At 67.4% G+C, this 20,041-nt stretch carries 12 protein-coding genes; 4 read left to right on the top strand and 8 right to left on the bottom strand.

Features of this window, described 5'->3' with window-relative positions; translation table 11 throughout:
- Window positions 1–92 precede the first annotated feature (92 nt).
- Window positions 93–734 (bottom strand): hypothetical protein, encoded by a 642-nt coding sequence (locus B1818_RS06190; protein ID WP_078112181.1) that lies wholly within the window; start codon window positions 732–734, stop codon window positions 93–95.
- 1,247 nt (window positions 735–1,981) lie between these two features.
- Between B1818_RS06190 and B1818_RS24280 the strand changes: the two genes are divergently transcribed.
- The 3 genes from B1818_RS24280 (at window position 1,982) to B1818_RS06210 (ending at window position 6,682) form a co-directional block, all read left to right on the top strand.
- Window positions 1,982–3,745, top strand: coding sequence for an ABC transporter ATP-binding protein (locus B1818_RS24280; RefSeq protein WP_217700281.1), 1,764 nt, complete (start codon window positions 1,982–1,984; stop codon window positions 3,743–3,745).
- Window positions 3,738–5,639 (top strand): ABC transporter ATP-binding protein, encoded by a 1,902-nt coding sequence (locus B1818_RS06205; protein ID WP_078112183.1) that lies wholly within the window; start codon window positions 3,738–3,740, stop codon window positions 5,637–5,639. The genes B1818_RS24280 and B1818_RS06205 overlap by 8 nt, the downstream gene beginning before the upstream one ends.
- Before the next feature lie 62 nt (window positions 5,640–5,701).
- Window positions 5,702–6,682, top strand: a complete 981-nt coding sequence (locus B1818_RS06210; protein WP_078112184.1) for an alpha/beta hydrolase family protein — start codon at window positions 5,702–5,704, stop codon at window positions 6,680–6,682.
- Here the strand turns inward: B1818_RS06210 and B1818_RS06215 are convergent.
- The 7 genes from B1818_RS06215 to B1818_RS06245 form a co-directional block, all read right to left on the bottom strand.
- Window positions 6,617–8,503 carry an ABC transporter ATP-binding protein gene (locus B1818_RS06215; protein WP_078112221.1) on the bottom strand — a complete coding sequence of 629 codons (1,887 nt, stop codon included), beginning with the start codon at window positions 8,501–8,503 and terminating at the stop codon, window positions 6,617–6,619. The genes B1818_RS06210 and B1818_RS06215 overlap by 66 nt on opposite strands.
- 185 nt (window positions 8,504–8,688) lie before the next feature.
- A complete protein-coding gene (locus B1818_RS06220; protein WP_078112185.1) occupies window positions 8,689–9,390 on the bottom strand; it encodes an MspA family porin in 702 nt (233 codons plus the stop codon).
- A gap of 71 nt (window positions 9,391–9,461) precedes the next feature.
- Window positions 9,462–10,103 carry an MspA family porin gene (locus B1818_RS06225; RefSeq protein WP_078112186.1) on the bottom strand — a complete coding sequence of 214 codons (642 nt, stop codon included), beginning with the start codon at window positions 10,101–10,103 and terminating at the stop codon, window positions 9,462–9,464.
- A gap of 703 nt (window positions 10,104–10,806) precedes the next feature.
- A complete protein-coding gene (locus B1818_RS06230) occupies window positions 10,807–11,475 on the bottom strand; it encodes a molybdenum cofactor biosynthesis protein B (RefSeq protein ID WP_058251498.1) in 669 nt (222 codons plus the stop codon).
- Window positions 11,476–11,587: 112 nt separating this feature from the next.
- Window positions 11,588–13,072 carry a S1C family serine protease gene (locus B1818_RS06235; RefSeq protein WP_058251499.1) on the bottom strand — a complete coding sequence of 495 codons (1,485 nt, stop codon included), beginning with the start codon at window positions 13,070–13,072 and terminating at the stop codon, window positions 11,588–11,590.
- Window positions 13,073–13,278: 206 nt separating this feature from the next.
- A complete protein-coding gene (locus B1818_RS06240) occupies window positions 13,279–14,817 on the bottom strand; it encodes a HAMP domain-containing sensor histidine kinase (protein WP_078112187.1) in 1,539 nt (512 codons plus the stop codon).
- Complete coding sequence (locus B1818_RS06245; RefSeq protein ID WP_058251501.1) at window positions 14,817–15,503, bottom strand: response regulator transcription factor; 687 nt, start codon at window positions 15,501–15,503, stop codon at window positions 14,817–14,819. Before B1818_RS06245 ends, B1818_RS06240 begins: the two co-directional genes overlap by 1 nt.
- A 240-nt stretch (window positions 15,504–15,743) precedes the next feature.
- Here B1818_RS06245 and B1818_RS06250 point away from each other — a divergent pair, with 240 nt between their 5' ends.
- On the top strand, window positions 15,744–19,859 hold the full coding sequence (locus B1818_RS06250; RefSeq protein ID WP_078112188.1) for a bifunctional nitrate reductase/sulfite reductase flavoprotein subunit alpha: 4,116 nt from the start codon (window positions 15,744–15,746) through the stop codon (window positions 19,857–19,859).
- Window positions 19,860–20,041 lie beyond the last annotated feature (182 nt).

The following is a 20,041-nucleotide window of genomic DNA, read 5'->3' on the forward strand; positions in this document are numbered from 1 at the left end:
GCTCGCTTCGCTCACACCTCAGGGAGCATGGGGAGGGCGCTTCGCTCACACCTCAGGGAGCATGGGGAGGGCACCTCAGGGGCAGTGCCAGTTCACGCCGGCGGATCGACGCGCTGGACCCAGACGGTCGGCCCGTCGGTCAGGGTGAACTGAGCCCGTACCTGCGCGTCCCACCGGCGGGCGTAGAGGGCCGACAGCTGTTCGTCACTCGTGCTGCACGTGACCGGCAGGCCTTCGCGACGGCCACGCTCGATGACCGGGTCGACCAGCCCGGCGAGGGTCCCGCCTCGCCGATGTTCGGGGTGGACGAGCGCGAAGATCACCTTGATCGGATTCTCCGCGACCTGCGCTTCCTCCGACTTCCGCTGCAACTCTGTGAAGCGGTGGATGAAGCCGTCTAGCTCCTGCACGATCTGCTTGGTCCGCTCCTTGAGGTCATCGTCAATTCGCCCGGCCTCGTCGGTGGGGGCCGAGACCGCGATCAGAGCGATCAGCTCTCCGTTCTCGTCGAATACACCCCGCAGACCAGGTAGGTACTCGATGAACAGGATCTCGCCGTACCAGCGGTACGCCTCGGCGACCGCGTCAGCGCCGATGAGCCAGCGGTAGACCGGGACCTCGCGTAGACCTCGTTCGAGCAAGTCGAGCGCCGTCTCCATGTCCGATTCGACCAATCGCCGGGACGTCGTGCCTCCCACCTCCACGCGCTGCGTCACCGCTTCATACCAGCACATTCACATCGCCGACGGCCAGTCATCAACCGGCGACCGGCAGGACCGTTCCGTGGGTCAGAACCGAATGAGTTCATTGAGAATTCAACCTTGTCCTGTCAGGACAGGCGTAGAAACGTGCGGTATTGTCAGCCGCGTTGCCGTCCTCGCGACGGAACGACCGTGCTAGACAACGACATCGTCGACACCCATTAGGAGAATCGCATGTCCGACGCGATCAGCATTTCCTGGATCCGCCTCTACCTCGAGGAAATCGTCACCGATTCCGATGGCGACGACGGATTCGGCTCGTACGCAGCGGAGTAAGGCAAGCACAGCGACTCTCGCCGTTTTCGATCGTTTCCGATTGTGACGGCGCAAGCATCTACTCCGGTCAGAAATTTCCGGAAAGCGATCAACACCTAGGAGAACATCATGGGCGAAATCTACGGCGGTTCCATCGAAGACGCACTGAAGGCGCTGTTCAGCGGCTCGGATGACAACTACGGAGAAGAGGTCGAGGTCGACTGAGACGTCGACCCGATCCCGCACAGCGAGTACACCGACTCAAGGAGAACCGACATGGCCACTGGCATCGAGATCAACCTCAACGAGCTGTTCAAGGACGTTTTCAGCGGTTCACTGGAAGAAGAGACGACGCCTCCGCCTGCCTGACAGTTGCCCGATGCCAAGTGGCTCCGCAGGTGCACTCCGGGGCCGGTTCGGCATTGCGCGCTGATTAGCCGACGCAGCGACATCATGAACGAAAGATTTGAAATTCGTTCATCAATCGGTCGAGCACTGCGGCGAATTCAGCATCTATGATCCATAGGTCTGCGACGGGGGCGTGGATCACGTGCACGCGATACCCGTCCAGCATCTCATCACTGACGAAGGAGATCTCATGGCGGAAATCATTCAGGGCGCTATCACCGACGCGATCGTCGAACTGGTCACGGGTTCAATCGAATCGGGTTCGGAAGAAGCACCCGTGTAGATCTCGAATCGAGACTCGACCGCCCCGGACACGCGTCCGGGGCGGTTTCGTCTGTTCCGGTTATGGTTCCGACAGCAACTCCCGAAGTATTGTTCATCCGCATTTAGCGATGAAGCGACTAGAGCAGCGGCCCACATATCCGGGCTCACCCCGCACGAAACCGCCGCATGTAGACTTCGGAACACTTCACGGCACGCACACGAAACCGATATCGGTGGGGAGTTCCGCACCCACGGTAGGCCAGCGTCACGACGACCCGGAGTAGCCTCACCAGATGCCCGTCACCCGCTCGATGAGCAAAGATGAGGTACGCGCGTTGCTCGCGCTCCTGTTCGACGCGCTCCGGACAACCCGTTGGGCCTGCGCCGGTTTCGTCGTCTTCCAGCTCGCGTCGGTGTTCACCACGCTCGCCCAGCCCGCTCTCAACGCCGCGATCATCGACGACGGAATCCTGCGCGGTGACGTGGCGACCATCAAGCGCGTCGGCGTGCTCATGGTCGTGGTGGCCGTGGTCAACCTGGTGGTGTCGATCGGTGCCACGTTCCTGGCCTCCCATATCTCGGCAACCGCGGCGCGCGACCTCCGCACGCGTGTGCACGGTCGGATCAGCGCCTTCAGCGATCCGCAGGTCCACTCCATCGGCCTCTCGAGTCTGCTGACGCGCTCCACCGGAGATGTGGGCCAGATCCAGGGGTTCCTCTTCATCAGCCTGACCGTCGTGGTGACCGCGCCGTTGATGCTGTTCGGCGCGCTGGTGTTGTCGCTGGCGCAGGGCTGGCGGATGGCGCCCGTGCTGGTGGTCGCCGGGGCGGTGCTGGTCGTCGTCGTCGCCGTCCTCGTCCGGCGTCTGGTGCCGTGGGCTGCGCAGTTGCAGCGTCGTCTCGACGTCGTGAACCGGGTGCTGCGCGAGCAGCTGCGTGGGATCGCGATCATCCGCACCTTTCGGCGAGAGGACCGGGAGCGCGCCCGGTTCGCGGTGGAGAACGACGAACTCACCCACGTGGCCCTGCGCCTCGGCCGACTGCAGGTCCTGATGCTGCCGTTGGTCACCGTGGTCTCGAACCTCGCCGTGGTCGCGGTGACCGCACTGGGTGCGATCTTCGTCGACCGCGGTGAGATGCAGATCGGCCAGATCACCGCGACGGTCGGCTATCTCGCGCAGATCCTGCTGGCGGTGTCGCTGCTGACCATGATCGCCGGGGTCATCCCGCGTGCGGTGACCAGCGCCGGACGAATCACCGAGGTACTCGACACCGAGCCGCTCGACCCCGGCGACCCCGGTGACGGCCGGGCGCCCTCACCGCCCGCGATCGTCTTCGACGCGGTGTCGGTCGCCTATCCGGGCGCCGAGTCCCCCACCGTCGACCAGGTCTCCCTGTTCTGCGCACCCGGCACGGTGACCGGCGTCCTCGGCGGAACCGGAAGCGGCAAGTCGACGCTGCTGTCCCTACCCCTGCGGTTCGCCGACCCCACGTCGGGCGTGCTCCGATGGGATGCCGCCGACGTGACCGCTCTGGCGCCCGCCTGGGTTCGCGCACGCAGCGCCTTCGTGGGTCAGGGTGCGGAGCTCATCACCGGGACGGTCGCCGACAACCTCCGGATCGCCCGACCGACCGCCACCGACGACGAGCTGTGGGACGCCCTGGAGGTCGCCGCCGCGGCCGACTTCGTCTCGGCTCGCCCCGGCGCTCTCGACGCCACGGTGGCGCAGGAGGGACGCAACTTCTCCGGTGGTCAGCGCCAACGGCTCGCACTCGCGCGTGCCGTTCTCCGCCGGCCCGCGCTGTACGTCCTCGACGACCCGTTCAGCGCTCTCGACGTCGACACCGAGGCCCAGATCATCGGACGGTTGCGCCGGGCCGACCCGGATGCGACGGTCCTGATCGCCGCGCAGCGTGTGTCGTCGGTCCAGCACGCGGACGTCATCGCGGTGCTCGACGCGGGACGGATCGTCGGCCTCGGAACAGATTCGGAGTTGCGGTCAGGAAGCGACATCTATCGGGAGATCGCCTACGCGCAGGCGGTGACCAATGCTTGACCAGAGATCGCAGGCGCCGGCGGTCGGGCCGAGGGGGCAGCAGGCGTCGGCAGACCGACCGACGGCTCGACGGCGCGACGGATCGCTGCGCTGGATCGTCCGGCAACTCGACCTGAGCAGAGGACGTGGGGCGGCCATCTCCCTCTGCGCGATCCTCGCCGCGGTCGGCGGCGTCGTAGCGCCGATCCTGTTCGGTGCGGTCACCAACGTGATCGTCGACGGCGCGGTCGGCGACGCGACGATGAACTGGGGATTGCTCTGGACGCTGCTGGCGATCCAGGTCGGGGTGTTCGTGGCGGCCGCGGTCTGCAGCCTCGCGCAGGGCCGGTTGCTGACCGTCGCCGTGCAGCGGTCGGTGGCCGGGTTGCGCGCACGCATCGAGGACAAGATCCACCGTCTTCCGTTGCGCTACTTCGAGAACACCACACGCGGTGTGTTGGTGAGCAAGCTGACAGCCCACACCGACAACGCCGCGACGGTGATCGCACCGGTGCTGGTGACCGTTCCGACGAATGCCTTGACGCTTGTCGTCGTCACCGCCGTGCTGTTCGTCATCTCCCCGGTGTTGGCTTGTGTCGCCTTGGTCGCAGCACCCGTGTCGGCGCTGGCCGCGGTCCTGCTCGCCCGCCGGGCACGACCGCACATGGAGTCCCGCTGGACGACCACGGCCGCCCTCACGGGGCATATCGAAGAGGAACTCAGCGCGCGCCGGATGTTGCAGGCGTACAACGCCGAGCCGACCGCCGCGCGCCGCTTCGACGACCTCAACGACAAACTCTTCTCGTCGGTCCGCTCTGCCCAGTGGATCGGCGGTTCCCTGCCCTCGGTCCTCACCGCGGTCAACGCCCTGGTGTTCCTGATCCTGGCGGTCCTCGGCGGGATCATGGTGGTCGACGGGCACCTCAGTCTCGGGGCGGCTCAGGTTGTGGTGGTGTTCGCACAGCAGCTGACGAGCGCGGTTCGCGAACTCGCCGGGTTCGTCACGAAGGTGCAGTCCGGCACCGTGTCGGCGAGCAAGGTCCGAGAGGTGCTCGAAGCACCCGAGGACGGCGGCGCCGACACCGGCCAGCCGGTGCCGGTCTCGTCCGGCCGGCACCAGCTCCCGCCCGAGATCGTCTTCGACGACGTGGGCTTCGCCTACGAGGAAGACAACCCCGTTCTCGACTCGGTGAGCTTCCGGATGGCGCCCGGCACGACCACCGCCGTGGTGGGGACCACCGGGTCGGGCAAGACCACGCTGACCAATCTCCTGCAGGCGTTCTACGCACCCAGTCGGGGCTCGATCACCATCGACGGCGTCGATCTCGTCGAACTCGGACCGCACCGGGTACGGGCGGACATGGCCGTCGTCACCCAGGAACCGTGGCTGTTCACCGGGACAGTCCGCGAGAACATCGCCTTCGGCATCGAGGACGGCCGTGCGGTCGATGCGGCTCTTACGGACAGCCACGTCGCGCAGATCGTCGCAGCACTCCCCGAGGGCATCGACACCGTGATCGGCCAGGAATCCGAAAACCTCAGCGCCGGCGAGAAACAGCTGGTCACCGTCGCGCGCGCGATTGCCGCGTCGCCCAAGATCCTCATTCTCGACGAGGCGACCAGCGCCGCCGACCCCCGCACCGAGTTGCTCGTTCAACGTGCCCTGCACCGACTACGCGCGGGGACCACCACCCTGCTCATCACCCACCGCATGGCGACCGCGGCGTTGGCCGACGAGATCGTCGTCCTCGACGATAGGGTGATTGCCGAAGCAGGGACCCACCAGGAGTTGCTCGCCGCGGGCGGGATCTACGCCCGACGGTGCGGACTCGCGCCGGCGGACGCCACGGCCGGCGACGACGCGAGTGTGAGCGGCAGCAGTCCCAGCGGTCCGGACGCGAGGTCGGACCCGTGACAGAAGGCAGGAGCCAGCGCGAGTCGGACCACCGGCCCGCCGTCTCCCGATCAGGAGGAAACGTGTACAGAGGTTTGCGCAAACTCGGGATGGCAGCGGCGGTCGCCCTCAGTGTCTCCCTCGTCGCTCCAATGACCGGCGGGGCGAGCGCCGCACCACGACTCGTCGACGCCGGATCGCCCGGGCGCGTGACCGACATCGTCGTGCATTCCGACGCCATGAACCGTGATGTACCGCTGACCGTGATCAAGCCGGCCGACGAGTCCAAGCCGCGCGGGGTGCTCTACCTCCTCAACGGTGCCGGCGGCGGCGAGGATCGCGCCAACTGGCTGGAGAAGACCGACATCGTCGAGTTCACGCGCAACAAGAACCTGTACGTGGTCATCCCGAACGCCGGCCAGTACAGCTACTACACCGACTGGCAGAAGCCCGATCCGGTTCTCGGCGTGCACAAGTGGTCGACCTTCCTGGGCAAGGAACTCCCCGCGGTCGTCGATGCCACCTACAACACCTCCGGGCGCAACGCCATCGGCGGGATCTCCTCGTCGGCGACGTCGGTGCTGAACCTCGCCATCGAGCATCCCGATCTCTACCAGGCCGTCGGCTCCTACAGCGGATGTCCGACGACGTCCGACCCGTTCGGTCAGGAATACATCAGACTCGTCGTAGAGATCCGCGGGGACGGCGACGCCACCAATATGTGGGGTCCGTACGGCGGCTCCGGCTGGCGCGCCCACGATCCCGTGGTGAACGCCGCCAAGCTGCGTGGCCAGAAGCTCTACATCTCGAACGCCGGCGGTCTGCCCGGGCAGTACGACAATCCTCGCTACGTGAAGGACCTGGACACCCTGGCCGACCAGATCGTCGTGGGCGGAGTCATCGAGGGCGCCACCCTGGGCTGCACCGTCCAGCTCCTGAATCGTCTCGGGCAGTTGAACATCCCGGCGACGGTGGACCTCCCGCCCGCGGGAACCCATTCATGGCTGTACTGGCAGGACCAGCTGCACCGTTCGTGGTCGTTCTACGAGCGCGCCCTCGCCTGACCACGGCGCCACCGGAGCCACATCGGCGAACCGTCCGTCGCGCAATTCGAGTGTCCGGTCGGCGAGCTCGAGCACACGCGGATCATGGGTGATGAGGATCGTGGTCCGCAGTGACGCGACCCTGGCGAGTGGTTCGAGGATCCCGCTGACGGTCTCGTCGTCGAGACCTGTGGTCGGTTCGTCGAGGACCAGTACCGGGCGGTTTCGAAGGATCGTGCGCGCCAGCGCAATTCGCTGCTGCTGACCACCGGACAGGTTCTCCCCACGTTCGACGACCTCGGCGTCGAGGCCGCCGTTCAACCGCGAGATGAATTCGGCGGCCCCTGCGGCCCGCGCGGCAGCTGCGATGTCCGCTCTGGTCGCCGTGGTGCAGCCGAAACGGATGTTGTCCGCGATCGTGCCGCGCATCAACGCCGGCCGCTGATGCAGCACCGACAGATGCTCTCTCAGATCGCTCACGTCGAGATGGCGAATGTCGGTGCCGTTCAGCCGGATCGACCCCGCGTCAGGGTCGTACAGACGCAGCAGCAGACGGGTCAGGGTGCTCTTGCCGACACCACTGGGACCCGTGACCGCCACTGTCTCACCCGCACGGATCTCCAGGTGGGCGTCCTCGAAGACTCGGGACCCGTTGTCCGGGTATGCGAAGGACACCCCGGTCAACGACAGACGAACCGAGGCGGGCGCGACCGGACGACGGGCCGGAATCGGGTCAGTGACACCTGGTTCGGGCGCAAGCGATTCGGGCGCAATCGGTTCGGCGACACCCGCCGGCGCGTCGAGGACCTCGGCCACCCGTTCGGCGCTCGCGGTCGCGGACGTGACCTCGACGAGCAGACCGCCGAGTACCTGGATCTGCGGATAGAGGTACCCGAGATATCCGGTCAGGGCGATGAGCGTGCCCAGTTGCGCATCACCGCCGGCGATGAGCCACGCCCCGAACGCGATGACGACGACCATGCAGAGCACTTCGACGACCGTGACCGCCTCGGCGAAGGCCGCCCCCGCCCGGGACTCCGACATCCGGGACTCCCGCCATCGGCGGTTCTGCTCCAGGACCCGGGCTCGGTGGTGCGAGGTCTGGTTGTCGGCCTGCAACGCCACCATGTTGCCGATCCCCTCGGCGACCAGTGAACTGATCCGGCCGGCAGCCTGCCGCTCGCGACGCGACGCACGTTTGACCACGGCGCCGAATCGGCGGGCCGTCACCCAGAGCAGCGGAGCGAGAACGGCGGCGACAAGGGCCAACTGCCAGTTGGTCGCGAAGGCGGCGGCACCGTAGACGAGGAGACTCACGGTGGCGACGACGCCGGAGACCACACCCGACGACACGAGACTGTCGACCGCCTCGACGTCGGCGGTGGTGCGCGACACCAGGTCTCCGTCACCGAACCGGTCCCGCGTGTGCGGCGCGAGTCGCTGGATGTGCGCGTACAGCTGACCCCGGAGACGCAGCAGTACCGTCTCGGTCACTCCTGCGGTCAGGATCCCGCCCGCATACGACGACACGGCGCCGAGAATGGAGACACCCACCCAGATCATCATCGGGGTGGACAGCGCGCTCAGATCGCCGGTCACCAGCACGTCGTCGACGATGTGCGCGAACAGCGCGACGGTGACCACCGTGTTGCCGACCTGCACGAGATGGCAGATCACGGCGAGCGCGAGACGCCACCTCAGACCGGCGACCAAAGGCGCGAAACGGCGGATGGTCGCCGGCACCGAGAGAGTGGGCGGTAGGACCTCTGACGTCGGGACGCGTGGCCCCACGTCGCCCGCGCTCGGATCGTCAACCGGTCGCGGCTCGGTCGCGGTGGACATGTGATGGCTCCTCACCGGCGGGATGAGCACCGCCGGCACCGAGACTACGACCGAGGACCGATGAGTTTCACTGCCAGACAGCCGGTTACAGGAGACTCACAGCGACCCCGAACCGGCCCCACAATGACGACCGCGGGGCGGGAATCCGTTCGGATTCCCGCCCCGCGGCGTGGTGGAGGAGTCGATCAGCCGAGGCTGAACGGCTTACCGTTGAGCGCCACGACACCCTTGACGGCGTCGGTGCTGACGGTCACCTGGATGAAGGCGCGAGCCGAAGCATAGCCGGCGCAGCTCTCGACCTTGAACTGCTCCTGGCTGTAGACGACGCCACCCTTCTGCCCCTGGAAGGTGTACGCACTCAAGTTGTAGTCCGAGTAGGCCGTGTCCGAGCCGGAGGTCTCGCTGATGAGCCACTGACGCTTGACCTCGCCCGGGCCGAGCGACACGCCGCCGCCGAAGAGGTTGTCGTCATCGTCGATCGGCGTGAGGCCTGCACCCGCAGTAACGTTACCCGGATTCGAGTAGTCAATGCCGGCCTCTGCGCCAGGCACCTGGGCCTCGCCACCGCCGAAGTGGACCTGGCAGCCGACGTCGTAGCCGACCTTGATGGAGCCACCCTCGGCCTTGCCGCCGACGGTCACGCGAACCTTGCCCGACAACCAGCCCTCGCGAGTGGTGGGGACGTTGCTGATCGGACGCTGGACGCTAACGAACTCGTCGAACAGCTGGACGGTGACGGGCGTGCCGTCGACCAGGGTCTTGGTGATGGTGCCACCCGGCAGCGGGCCGGCGGTGGCGCCACCGGCGCCGAGGCTGGTGAGGCCCATCGCGACGGCACCGGCGAGACCGGCCGCCGCAACCACGCGACGCGTGATGTTCTTCTTCATGATTCCCCTTCGTGGAATATCGATCTGCTCAGGGCAGATAAGTCAGGTAAAGCTTGTTATCTGCGCCCGGATCAACCGATGGTGAAGGGCTTGCCGTACAGGGTGGACTGGATGAGGGTGCCCTCGCCGCTGAGCTTCCCGTCGTCGGTGCTGTAGCCCTTGGCCCCGATGGTCTTGGCCACCGATCGCGCCGAGGCGAAGCCACCGCACTGATTGAGGTTGAACGACAGCTGCGACAGCTGGATGGCGGCAACACCTGAGTCGGAGAAGTCCTTGTCGGTGAGGTCGACAACGGCGACCTGCCCCGGAGCGAGGGGAAGACTCAACGAGCCGGACAACGTGGCAGCAGACAGGCTGATCACGCCGCCCAGATCGAGCGTGATGCCGCTGACGTCGACCTGGCAGCCCACGATGTACTTCACGGCAAGCTTGCCGCCGACGCCAGCAGATGCCTTGGCCGAGTAAGTACCCGAAAGCACGAAACCACGCGACGCGGGGTTGTTCGCGACGGTGGGGATCGGGTAGGCGTTCTCACCGGTCCGCCAGGTCTGGATGGACTCGCCGTCGATGCCGGTGGCGTTCTTGTAACCGTTCGGCAGCGGCGCACCTGCCGCTTCGCCGACGCCCATGCCGGCCAGGCCCACGACCGCGGCCGAGGCGATCGCGACCGCGCCCGCGGCGCGGCGCAGCCCAAGCTTGCTGAACTTGCTCATTCGTTCCCTCTCACAGGATTCGGCTGTTACCCCGCGGAATGCACTCACACCCGCAAGTCATGACCCACGACGTTCGATGGGCTTCCACACAGTTACCACCAAGCCAGCTCTTATGCATGCCTTAGCTGTCGTTAAGAATCCATCGAATTCGTGGTCACTGCTGCGTTGTCACTCGCGACAGATCGCAGGACTCCCCCGGTCCCCGACTCTGGGGACCGCGCGTCGTCGAGCCGAACGTTATCGGAGCGGTCTCAACTCGGGCAACAGGAGGACTCGGCCGTGTCACGAAGAGGGCACGCACCAGCGTGAATCTCAGATTCGCCAACGATAGAACGGCGAAAGTTAACGACAGGAAAACACGCTGATGTGACTACGTACGTAAAGAGCGAAATCACCCGTGATGCGGCGGCCGCTGCGCCTCGTACCAATCCTTAGAGCGCCCTGTGTGATGTTCGTCACTCTCGTCTGAAGTCAGTTCAGGAAGGGTGTTTCCGAACACCGCGTCGAGACGACGACGCCGCGCAGCTCGGTGCTGCGCGGCGTCATCATCGCTGCTCATCGGCAATTTCCGGGGTTCTGAAGACTCTGTTCCCACCGGTCGGATATCCCATCGAAAGTGGCCCGTCACCCTGTTAACCAGGAGTTTTCTTTGTATTGCTGAACAGATTTCCGGGCCGCTCGGAGGCCTCGCGGAGCGACCGGGTCAGAACTCGCTGATCGACTCGATCACGTACTTGGCGAGGGGTGCGGCAGTTGCCATGCCGTCGCGCACCGCAGCCCGCGAGTTGGCCAGGTTCACCACGAGTGTCTGTCCGGAGATTCCAGCCAGCCCGCGCGAAAGTCCGCCGTCGGTGGCTCCCGCCGCCAGACCGGAGCTGCGGACGGCCTCTTCTATACCCCGCAGACGCCGATCCAGAAGGGGTTCGGTGGCCTCGGGCGTCACATCCCGGGCGCCGACGCCGACGCCGCCCACCGAGACCACGAGGTCCACTCCGCCGATCACCGCGGTGTTGAGCGCATTGCGGATCTCCACCTCGTCCCCGGAGACGACCACGGCGGCGTCGACGTGGAACCCCGCCTCGGCCAGCAGTTCGCTCACGAGCGGCCCGAGCAGACGCTGGTCCTCACCGTGGGCCGCCTCGTCGTCGACGACGACGACCAGCGCACGACCGATCTCTTCGCCCTGCGGGCGGTGAGCGGCCTGTTCGTGGCGCGCGACGAACTCCCGTGCCGCGGCGTCGGCCGCGACCACGTCGGCGGGGTCGACCGGACCCGGCCCGCCCGCGAGGCGGACGTCCAATGAGTTCTCGTCGAGATCGGTCTCGGCCGAGACGGCGGTGGTACCCGGGTTGCGCGGAGCAGCGTCGGACATGACAGGCCCTTTCTTGATAGGTGGGACCGTCGAAACGGTCGTTCGTGCTGCGCTGTGCCGGCGCCCGCGGTGGGCGCCGGAACAGCCTCCTCGATGCAGTTGTGGTGGTCGGTCAGCCGGCCGCGAGCGTGCCGAGCTTCACCTGGGCGGTCTTGGTGGCGCCGTTGTCCACATAGGTCACGGTGACCGTGTCGCCCGGTGCGTGCGACCGGACCGCGGCGACGAGGGCGTCCCCCGAGGAGATGACGCGGTCGTCGACCTTCGTGATGACCGCGTCCTCGGGGATGCCCGCGTTCGCAGCCGGACCGCCGGGCGTCACCGCGGTGACGACGGCCCCGGGTGCGTCGGACGCGCCGCTCGGCCGTACCGACACACCGATGTTGGCGTGGCTGGCCTTGCCGGTGGACTCGAGTTCCCTGGCCACCCGGATGGCCTGATCGATCGGGATCGCGAACCCGAGTCCGATGCTGCCACCGGCCTGTTGCTCACCCCCACCGAGGGTGGCGATCGCGGTGTTGATCCCGATCAGCGCGCCCCGGGCGTTCACCAGGGCACCGCCGGAGTTGCCCGGGTTGATCGCCGCGTCCGTCTGGATGGCGTCGATGACCGAGGTGGTGTTGGTCCCGGGGTCACGCGAGGTCAGCACGGGACGGTTGAGCGCACTGATGATGCCGGTGGTGACGGTGCCCGCGAGTCCCAGCGGTGAACCGATTGCGATCACGTCCTGCCCGACGGCCAGGTTGTTCGAGTTGCCCACGGTGATCGGTGTGACGTCGTCGCGGTCGACCTTGATGACCGCGATGTCGGAGATCGGGTCGGCCCCCAGGACACGGGCCTCGGCCCGCGAACCGTCGGCGAAGTTGACCGCGACCCTCGACGCCGGGCCGTTGCCGCCGGCACTGACGACGTGGTTGTTCGTCATGATGACGCCGTCCTCGCTGAGGACGACGCCCGAGCCGGAACCCATCGCCCCGCCGGACGCGACCTCGATGGAGACCACCGACGGGGTGACCCGGGCCGCGACCTCCTGCACGGAACCGGCCGGCGCGGCGACCGGCGTCGTGTTGTCGTTGCCGGGATCGCCGCCCAGCGGACCGTTGCTGGAGCTGGAACCAGCGTCGGACTCGGCGAGGTTGTATCCGGCCACGCCACCCACACCGCCCGCGACCAACGCCAGGACGAGTCCGGCCACCCCCAGCGCCACGAGGCGTCCGCCACTCTTCTTCTTGGCGGGTGCGGCCGAGGGGCCGTCCGGGCCCTGGTTCCCGAAGCCGGGCTGGGAGCCGAACGGCGGCTGGCCCGACTGTCCGTACGCGGGACCCGGACCGTAGTTGCCCTGTGGCGGGAACGGACTCGTCCCGGGCCTGCCGTACGACGATGTCGACGCGTTGGTACCCGGGTAGCCCTGGCCGCCCGGTGCGGGGAAGGAGCCCGACGGCGGACCGAACGGACCGCCCTGTCCCGACGCCTCGTTGCCCGACGCCGCGCGGTGACCCCCGCCCGGTTGGCCCCCACCGTGCTGACCACCGCCGTGTTGACCACCGCCGTGCTGACCGCCCCCGTAGGAGCTGTCACCGTGCGAACCGCCAGTCGTCATCTTCGTCTCTTCCTCGTCGGCCCGGCCATGCGCCGGTGCTTGTTGTCAGTGGCCGGGCCGGGACCGCAACACCTCGGCATCGTCGTACCCGAACTGCGCCTTCGGTCAACCCTAGGTGATCCGAGACCAGGTCACACCGGGCGAGTTCAAGGCTGTTCGCAGTCGTCGACAACCGAGTCGTCGGCCCGGCGCCACCCGCTTCTCCTCTACTGACGAATCACCTGCGGGGATGGTTCCGCCGCAGTTGCCCGGCCCGGCAGGGTCATCCGGATCAGCGCTCCCCCGAGCGGCGACGTGTCGGCGACCACGGTGCCGCCGTGTCGTTCGACCACCTGACGCACGATTGCCAGTCCCAGACCCGATCCCGGCATCGACCGCGACTGCGTCGACCGATAGAACCGCTCGAAGACGAGACCTCGGTCCTCCTCGGGGATTCCGGGACCGGCATCGGCGACGTTGAGCTCCGCGGTCGACATCCCGATCTGGGTCAGGCCGACGCGCACCGTGCGGCCGGGAGGACTCCACTTCGCCGCGTTGTCGAGCACGTTCAGCACCGCGCGCGACAGTCCATGTGCCTCGCCGAACACGAACCACGGGGCGAGGTCGACCTCGAACTCGACGTCGTTGCGGCGGCGTCGAACTCGTTCGAGGGCCTGCTCCACGATCTCGGCGAGATCGACCTCCTCGTAGACCACTTCCGGCGCGTCCTCGCGGGCGAGGTCGACGAGATCGCCCACGAGCGTGGACAATTCCTCGATCTGCGCCATCACATCGGCACGGAGATCGACCATGTCCTCCTCCGGCACCGCCCGCGCCCCGGGACGACTCGCGGCGATCAGCAACTCCAGATTGGTCCGCAACGAGGTCAACGGGGTCCGCAGCTCGTGTCCGGCGTCGGCGACCAGACGTGCCTGCCGATCCCGGGACTCGTCGAGGGCGCGCAGCATCGCGTTGAAACTGACCGTGAGCTTGGCGAGTTCGTCGTTGCCGGTCACCGGGATGGGCGTCAGGTCGTTGGTCCGCGCGACCCGCTCCACGGCGCGGTTGAGACGCGAGACCGGCCGCAACCCGGCGCGCGCCACCGTCGTCCCGGCCAGGGCGGCGAGGGCGACCCCGCCGCAACCGACCACGAAGAGCACCCAGGCCAGACGCTTGAGCACCCGGTCGGTCTGGATGAGGCTCTGTGCGAGCACGAGGGTGTTGCCGTCGTCGAGTTTGCGGGTCAGGACACGCTGATTGCGCGTGGTGCGCAGGCTCTGCTGCGTGGAACCGGGCACGGACGGCGACCGGACGATGCCGCGCTCGACGTCGTCGAACGGCACCTGACCGATGAGATACGTCTCGCCGCTGGGGGTCACCAGCGCGATGGAGATGTTGGTGGAGAACACCGTTCCGGCCACCAGCTGCTCGGGTTGCGTACGCAGGACCCCCGCGCGGGCGAGCGCGGCCATCCCGTCGGCGCGACTCTCGAGCTGCTGGTCGACATCGTTGTACATCGCGCGATACACGACGAAATACGCGGCCGCGGCCATCAGACTCACCGAGACCAGCACGACGGTCGCCGACAGGATCGTCACGCGGGTACGCAGCGACACCGCGCGCATCAGCGGCATCGGCGCCCGCATCTCCTTCTCGTCCGACCCGACACCGGTGGTGTGCCCCGTGATCGCCCGGGTGAGGCGGTCGCGGAGGAGATCCCGGGTCTTCGGGTGTCGCGACGTCGAGTTCGACGACTTGCCGATCACTAGGGCGGCGTCTCCCGCAGGACGTACCCGACCCCGCGCACGGTGTGGATCAGTCGCGGTTCGCCGTCGGCCTCGGTCTTACGCCGGAGATAGCCGACGTACACCTCGAGCGCATTACCCGACGTCGGGAAGTCGTAGCCCCAGACCTCTTCGAGGATGCGGCTGCGCGACAACACCCGGCGCGGATTGGCCATGAGCATCTCGAGCAGGGCGAACTCGGTGCGCGTCAGACTGATCGAGCGCTCGCCGCGGGTGACATCGCGGGTGACGGGATCGAGCGACAGATCCGCGAACGTCAGGGTCTCCGAATCCGCGTCCTCGTCCGGCGAGGCACGGCGCAACAGCGCCCGCAACCGGGCGAGGAGTTCCTCGAGGGCGAACGGCTTGGGCAGGTAGTCGTCGGCTCCGGCGTCGAGCCCCGACACCCGCTCGGACACCGAGTCGCGTGCGGTCAGCACCAGGATGGGGAGGTCGTCACCGGCAGAGCGGAGCCGGCGGCACACCTCGAGGCCGTCGAGCCGAGGCATCATCACGTCGAGGATCGCCACGTCGGGTCGGTCGGCCAGGATCTTCTCGAGTGCCTCGATGCCGTCGCCCGCGGTCTCGACGCTGTAGCCGTTGAAGGTGAGCGACCGTCGCAACGACTCCCGGACGGCCCGATCGTCATCGACCACGAGGATGCGCATGGCTACAGTCTTATCCACCCCGGCTGAGATCCGGCTGAGCAACGCCGAAACCCACCCGTTCAAGTGACGGAGTCGGCGTTCACCTGCGGTTCCGGCGGCCTTTCACATCGGGGACCGAGTTCTGTGAGGTCAAATTGATGGATGCGTAACGCCGGGCTTCGGGTCGCGAAACATCGACCTCCGACGCTGAAACCCGTGACCCTGTCTGCCCCGACTCGATCTGTCGTGTCCCGATCGGTGATGTCGCTGTGCGCCTATTGCGGTGTCGGTTGCGGCATGGAGATGAAGCTCGACGACGATTCCGACCGCGTCACCAGGACGATCGGCCGGCCCGATCATCCGACGAACTTCGGGCGACTGTGCACCAAGGGGTCCACCACCGCGGACATGCTCGCCGCCGGCGGGCGCCTGTCCACCGCGCTGGTCCGAGACGATCGGGGCGGCCAGCTCCGGCCCGCCGCACTCGACGCCGTCGTCACCGACACCGCGCGACGCCTGCGCGACATCGTCGACGAGCACGGGCCCGACGCGGTGGCCCTGTATGTGTCGGGCCAGATGTCGCTGGAGGCGCAGTACCTGGCGAACAAGCTGGCCAAGGGATTCCTGCGCACCAATCAGATCGAGTCGAACTCGCGGCTGTGCATGGCGAGCGCCGGGACCGGATACAAACTGTCGCTCGGATCCGACGGGCCGCCCGGGTCGTACCAGGACTTCGACCACGCCGACGTCTTCCTGGTCATCGGTGCCAACATGGCCGACTGTCACCCGATCCTGTTCCTGCGCATGATGGACCGGGTCAAGGCCGGGGCGAAGCTGATCGTCGTCGATCCTCGACGCACGGCGACGGCCGACAAGGCCGACCTGTTCCTGCAGATCCGGTCCGGGACCGACCTCGCCTTCCTCAACGGCCTGCTGCACCTGCTCATCGAGAACGGCCACACCGACACCGAGTTCATCGAGTCGTTCACCGACGGCTTCGACCAGATCCCCGACTTCGCCGCCCAGTACCCGCCGGATGTCGTCGAATCGATCACCGGGATCGCGGCGTCGGACCTGCGGGCCGCGGCCGAGCTCATCGGCGACGCAGCCAACTGGATGAGTTGCTGGACGATGGGCCTCAACCAGTCCACCCACGGGACCTGGAACACCAACGCGCTCATCAACCTCCACCTCGCCACCGGCGCGATCTGCCGGCTCGGCAGCGGACCGTTCTCACTGACCGGACAGCCGAACGCCATGGGCGGGCGCGAGATGGGTTACATGGGCCCGGGACTGCCCGGCCAGCGCGCTGTCGTGTCCGCGGCGGACCGTGAGTTCGTGGAAGGTGTCTGGGGTGTTCCGGCCGGGACCCTGCGCACCGACGTGGGCGGCGGCACCATCGACATGTTCCGTCGGATGGCCGACGGCGAGATCAAGGCGTGCTGGATCATCTGCACCAATCCCGTTGCCTCGGTGGCGAATCGCAAGACCGTCATCGAGGGACTCGAGCGCGCCGAGCTCGTGATCACCCAGGACACCTTCGTCGACACCGAGACCAACCAGTACGCCGACGTGGTGCTGCCCGCGACGCTGTGGTCGGAGTCGACCGGTGTGATGGTCAACTCCGAACGCAACCTCACCCTGTTCGAACCCGCGCTCGACGCCCCCGGACAGGCGATCCCGGACTGGCAGCTCATCGCGCGCATCGCCGCCGAGATGGGGTACGCCGACGCCTTCGACTATGCGAGCGCCGAGGAGGTGTTCGAGGAGATCAAACGGTTCGCGAACCCGAACACCGGTTACGACCTGCGCGGGGTTACCTACGACCGGCTCCGCCGCACTCCGATGCAATGGCCGTGCCCGCCGGCCGACGACAGCGAGCCCGATCCGGTGGACACCGGTGCCCGCAACCCGATCCGATATCTCAACGACGGTCGCAGTCAGACGCTCCACCGCCTCGACGACGGGTCGACACCGCGCCTCGCGTTCGCCACCCCCAGCCGCCGCGCCCAGTTCTTCGCCCGTCCCCACCTCGACCCGGCCGAGATGCCCGACGACGACTACCCCTTCTTGCTGAACACGGGCCGGTTGCCCCATCAGTGGCACACCATGACCAAGACCGGCCGGGTGGCCAAGCTCAACAAACTCAACCCGGAGCCCTTCGTCGAGATACATCCCGACGATGCCGACCGGTTGGGCATCACCGCCGCGGACAAGGTCGAGGTGGCGTCCCGTCGCGGCCGGGCGGTGTTGCCCGCGCGGATCTCCGACCGCGTGCGACCCGGCAACTGCTTCGTACCGTTTCACTGGAACGACGTCTTCGGCGAACACCTGGCGATCAACGCCGTCACCTCCGACGCGGTGGATCCGTTGTCGCAGCAACCGGAGCTGAAAGTCTGTGCGGTGACCCTGATCCGGGTGCCCGGCTCGCGCGGTGACGTCGACGATGCGCCGGTCGTCGCCGCGGGTTCGACGGACCTCGGCGTCGCACTGGGGGTCTCGGGTGTCGAGGCGCCTGCGATGACCCCCGCCGAGCGCCTCTACCTGGCCGGTCTCGTGGCCGGCGTGGGCGATTCGCCCGCGGGCAGTCCGGTCGTCCCGGCCGATGCGCCGCTGGGGGCCGAGCTCCGCATCTGGGTGTCGGGTGTTCTCGCCGGCCTGTACTCCCGCGCGGCCGCCGCACCCGATCCCGCTGTCCCCCGGTCGGACTCATCGTCGTCGGAACCGGACACCGACACGGTGACGGTGCTCTGGGCCTCGCAGATGGGCAACGCCGAGGAGCTCGCCGCAGAAGCAGCCGAGCGCGTCAAGGCCAGCGGCCTCCGGGTCGACGCCCGGTCGATGGACGATGTCGAGGTCGGCGAACTGAAGGGCACGGCCCTGTTCGTCACCTCGACCACCGGGGACGGCGATCCGCCGGACAACGGTACATCGTTCTGGGATGCGCTGAACTCCGACGACGCACCCGACCTGTCCGGCGTCGACTACGCGGTGCTGGCGCTCGGCGACTCCAACTACGACGACTTCTGCGGCCACGGACGCAAACTCGACACGCGCATCGGCGAACTGGGTGGCCGTCGCCTACTCGAGCGCGTCGACTGCGAACCCGACTTCGAGGAGACGGCGGGCGGCTGGCTGACCGAGGTCATCCGGGCGATCAGCATGTCGAACCGGGCACCCACCTCGGGGGTGACCGGCGACCGGGTGACCGTGGTCAGTGAACCGGCCGACTCCGCGGCGGCACCCTCGGTACGTTCCGCGCCGGCCTATTCGCGGAAGAAGCCGCTGCTCACCTCGCTCGTGCGGAACGTCAAGCTCAACTCCGAGGGGTCCGGTAAGGACGTGCGCAACTTCGGGTTCCACCTGCCCGCCGGCACGATGTCGTACCAGGCCGGGGACGCGCTGGGGGTCTGGCCGCGCAACGACCCAACGCTCGTCGAGGAGTTCCTCGACCGTACCGGCCTCGACGCCGACGCGTCGGTGACCGTGGGCGGCGATGAGGTCGCGTTGCACACCGCCCTGCGCGACCGCATCGAATTCGCGCGCGTGACACCGGATCTCGTCCGTTTCGTCGCCGACCGTACCGGTTCCGCCGACCTCAAGACGCTCATCGCACCCGGGAACAAACAGCAGTTCAACGACTGGGCATGGGGGCGACAGTCGGTCGATGTCCTGGCCGATCATCCCGTCAGCGCTGACGCCGCGGAGTGGATGCAGGTCCTCAAATCGATGGCCCCCCGGTCGTATTCGATCTCATCGAGCCCCCTGGAGAGTCCTGACGAGATCCAACTGACGGTGTCGGCCGTGCGCTACAACCTGTTCGGCACGCCGCGCGGTGGAGTCTGCTCGACCTTCCTGGCCGACCGCGCCGACGAGGAGATCGGCGTGTTCGTCACCTCCACGAGCCACTTCCGGCCGCCGGCCGATCCCGACACCCCGATGATCATGATCGGCCCCGGCACCGGCATCGCCCCGTTCCGCGGTTTCCTCCGCGAACGCGAGGCCCTGGGGCACACCGGGAAGAACTGGCTGTTCTTCGGCGAGCAGTACTCGGCGACCGACTTCTACTATCGCGACGAGTTGACGACCATGCTCGGCGACGGACTGCTCACCCGCCTCGACGTCGCGTTCTCGCGCGATCAGGATCGCAAGATCTACGTCCAGGACCGGATGCGCGAACACGGTGAAGAGCTCTACCAGTGGCTGCACGACGGCGCTCACGTCTACGTCTGCGGCGACGCGACTCGGATGGCCAAGGACGTCGACGCAACACTGAAAGGCATTGTCGCGCAGTACGGTCGCCGCTCCCCCGCGAGCGCCGAGTCGTACGTCAAGGCACTCGCAGCTGACAAACGCTATGTGCGGGACGTGTACTGAAGGGCGAGCCCCGGTCGGCACCTGGCCGCAGACCGAAGATGCGGAGCTACCCAATGGCTCCCTGAGGTGCGACGCTTCCCCATGCTCCCTGAGGCGCGACGCTTTCCCATGCTCCCTGAGGTGCGAGGAGCGCAAGCGACGAGCCACGAAGGGCACCGCAAGTCGGAGTACACAGGCGACGC

Source organism: Gordonia sp. IITR100 (assembly GCF_002009645.1).
Taxonomy (GTDB): domain Bacteria; phylum Actinomycetota; class Actinomycetes; order Mycobacteriales; family Mycobacteriaceae; genus Gordonia; species Gordonia hongkongensis.

What these genes read in the sequence shown, in the direction of transcription:
- B1818_RS06245 (WP_058251501.1), bottom strand. Translation starts at nt 15,503, where the DNA reads ATGCGCATCCTCGTGGTCGATGACGATCGGGCCGTCCGGGAGTCGTTG.
- B1818_RS24280 (WP_217700281.1), top strand. Translation starts at nt 1,982, where the DNA reads ATGCCCGTCACCCGCTCGATGAGCAAAGATGAGGTACGCGCGTTGCTC.
- B1818_RS06250 (WP_078112188.1), top strand. Translation starts at nt 15,744, where the DNA reads ATGTCGCTGTGCGCCTATTGCGGTGTCGGTTGCGGCATGGAGATGAAG.
- B1818_RS06230 (WP_058251498.1), bottom strand. Translation starts at nt 11,475, where the DNA reads ATGTCCGACGCTGCTCCGCGCAACCCGGGTACCACCGCCGTCTCGGCC.
- B1818_RS06235 (WP_058251499.1), bottom strand. Translation starts at nt 13,072, where the DNA reads ATGACGACTGGCGGTTCGCACGGTGACAGCTCCTACGGGGGCGGTCAG.
- B1818_RS06190 (WP_078112181.1), bottom strand. Translation starts at nt 734, where the DNA reads ATGTGCTGGTATGAAGCGGTGACGCAGCGCGTGGAGGTGGGAGGCACG.
- B1818_RS06225 (WP_078112186.1), bottom strand. Translation starts at nt 10,103, where the DNA reads ATGAGCAAGTTCAGCAAGCTTGGGCTGCGCCGCGCCGCGGGCGCGGTC.
- B1818_RS06220 (WP_078112185.1), bottom strand. Translation starts at nt 9,390, where the DNA reads ATGAAGAAGAACATCACGCGTCGCGTGGTTGCGGCGGCCGGTCTCGCC.
- B1818_RS06215 (WP_078112221.1), bottom strand. Translation starts at nt 8,503, where the DNA reads ATGTCCACCGCGACCGAGCCGCGACCGGTTGACGATCCGAGCGCGGGC.
- B1818_RS06205 (WP_078112183.1), top strand. Translation starts at nt 3,738, where the DNA reads ATGCTTGACCAGAGATCGCAGGCGCCGGCGGTCGGGCCGAGGGGGCAG.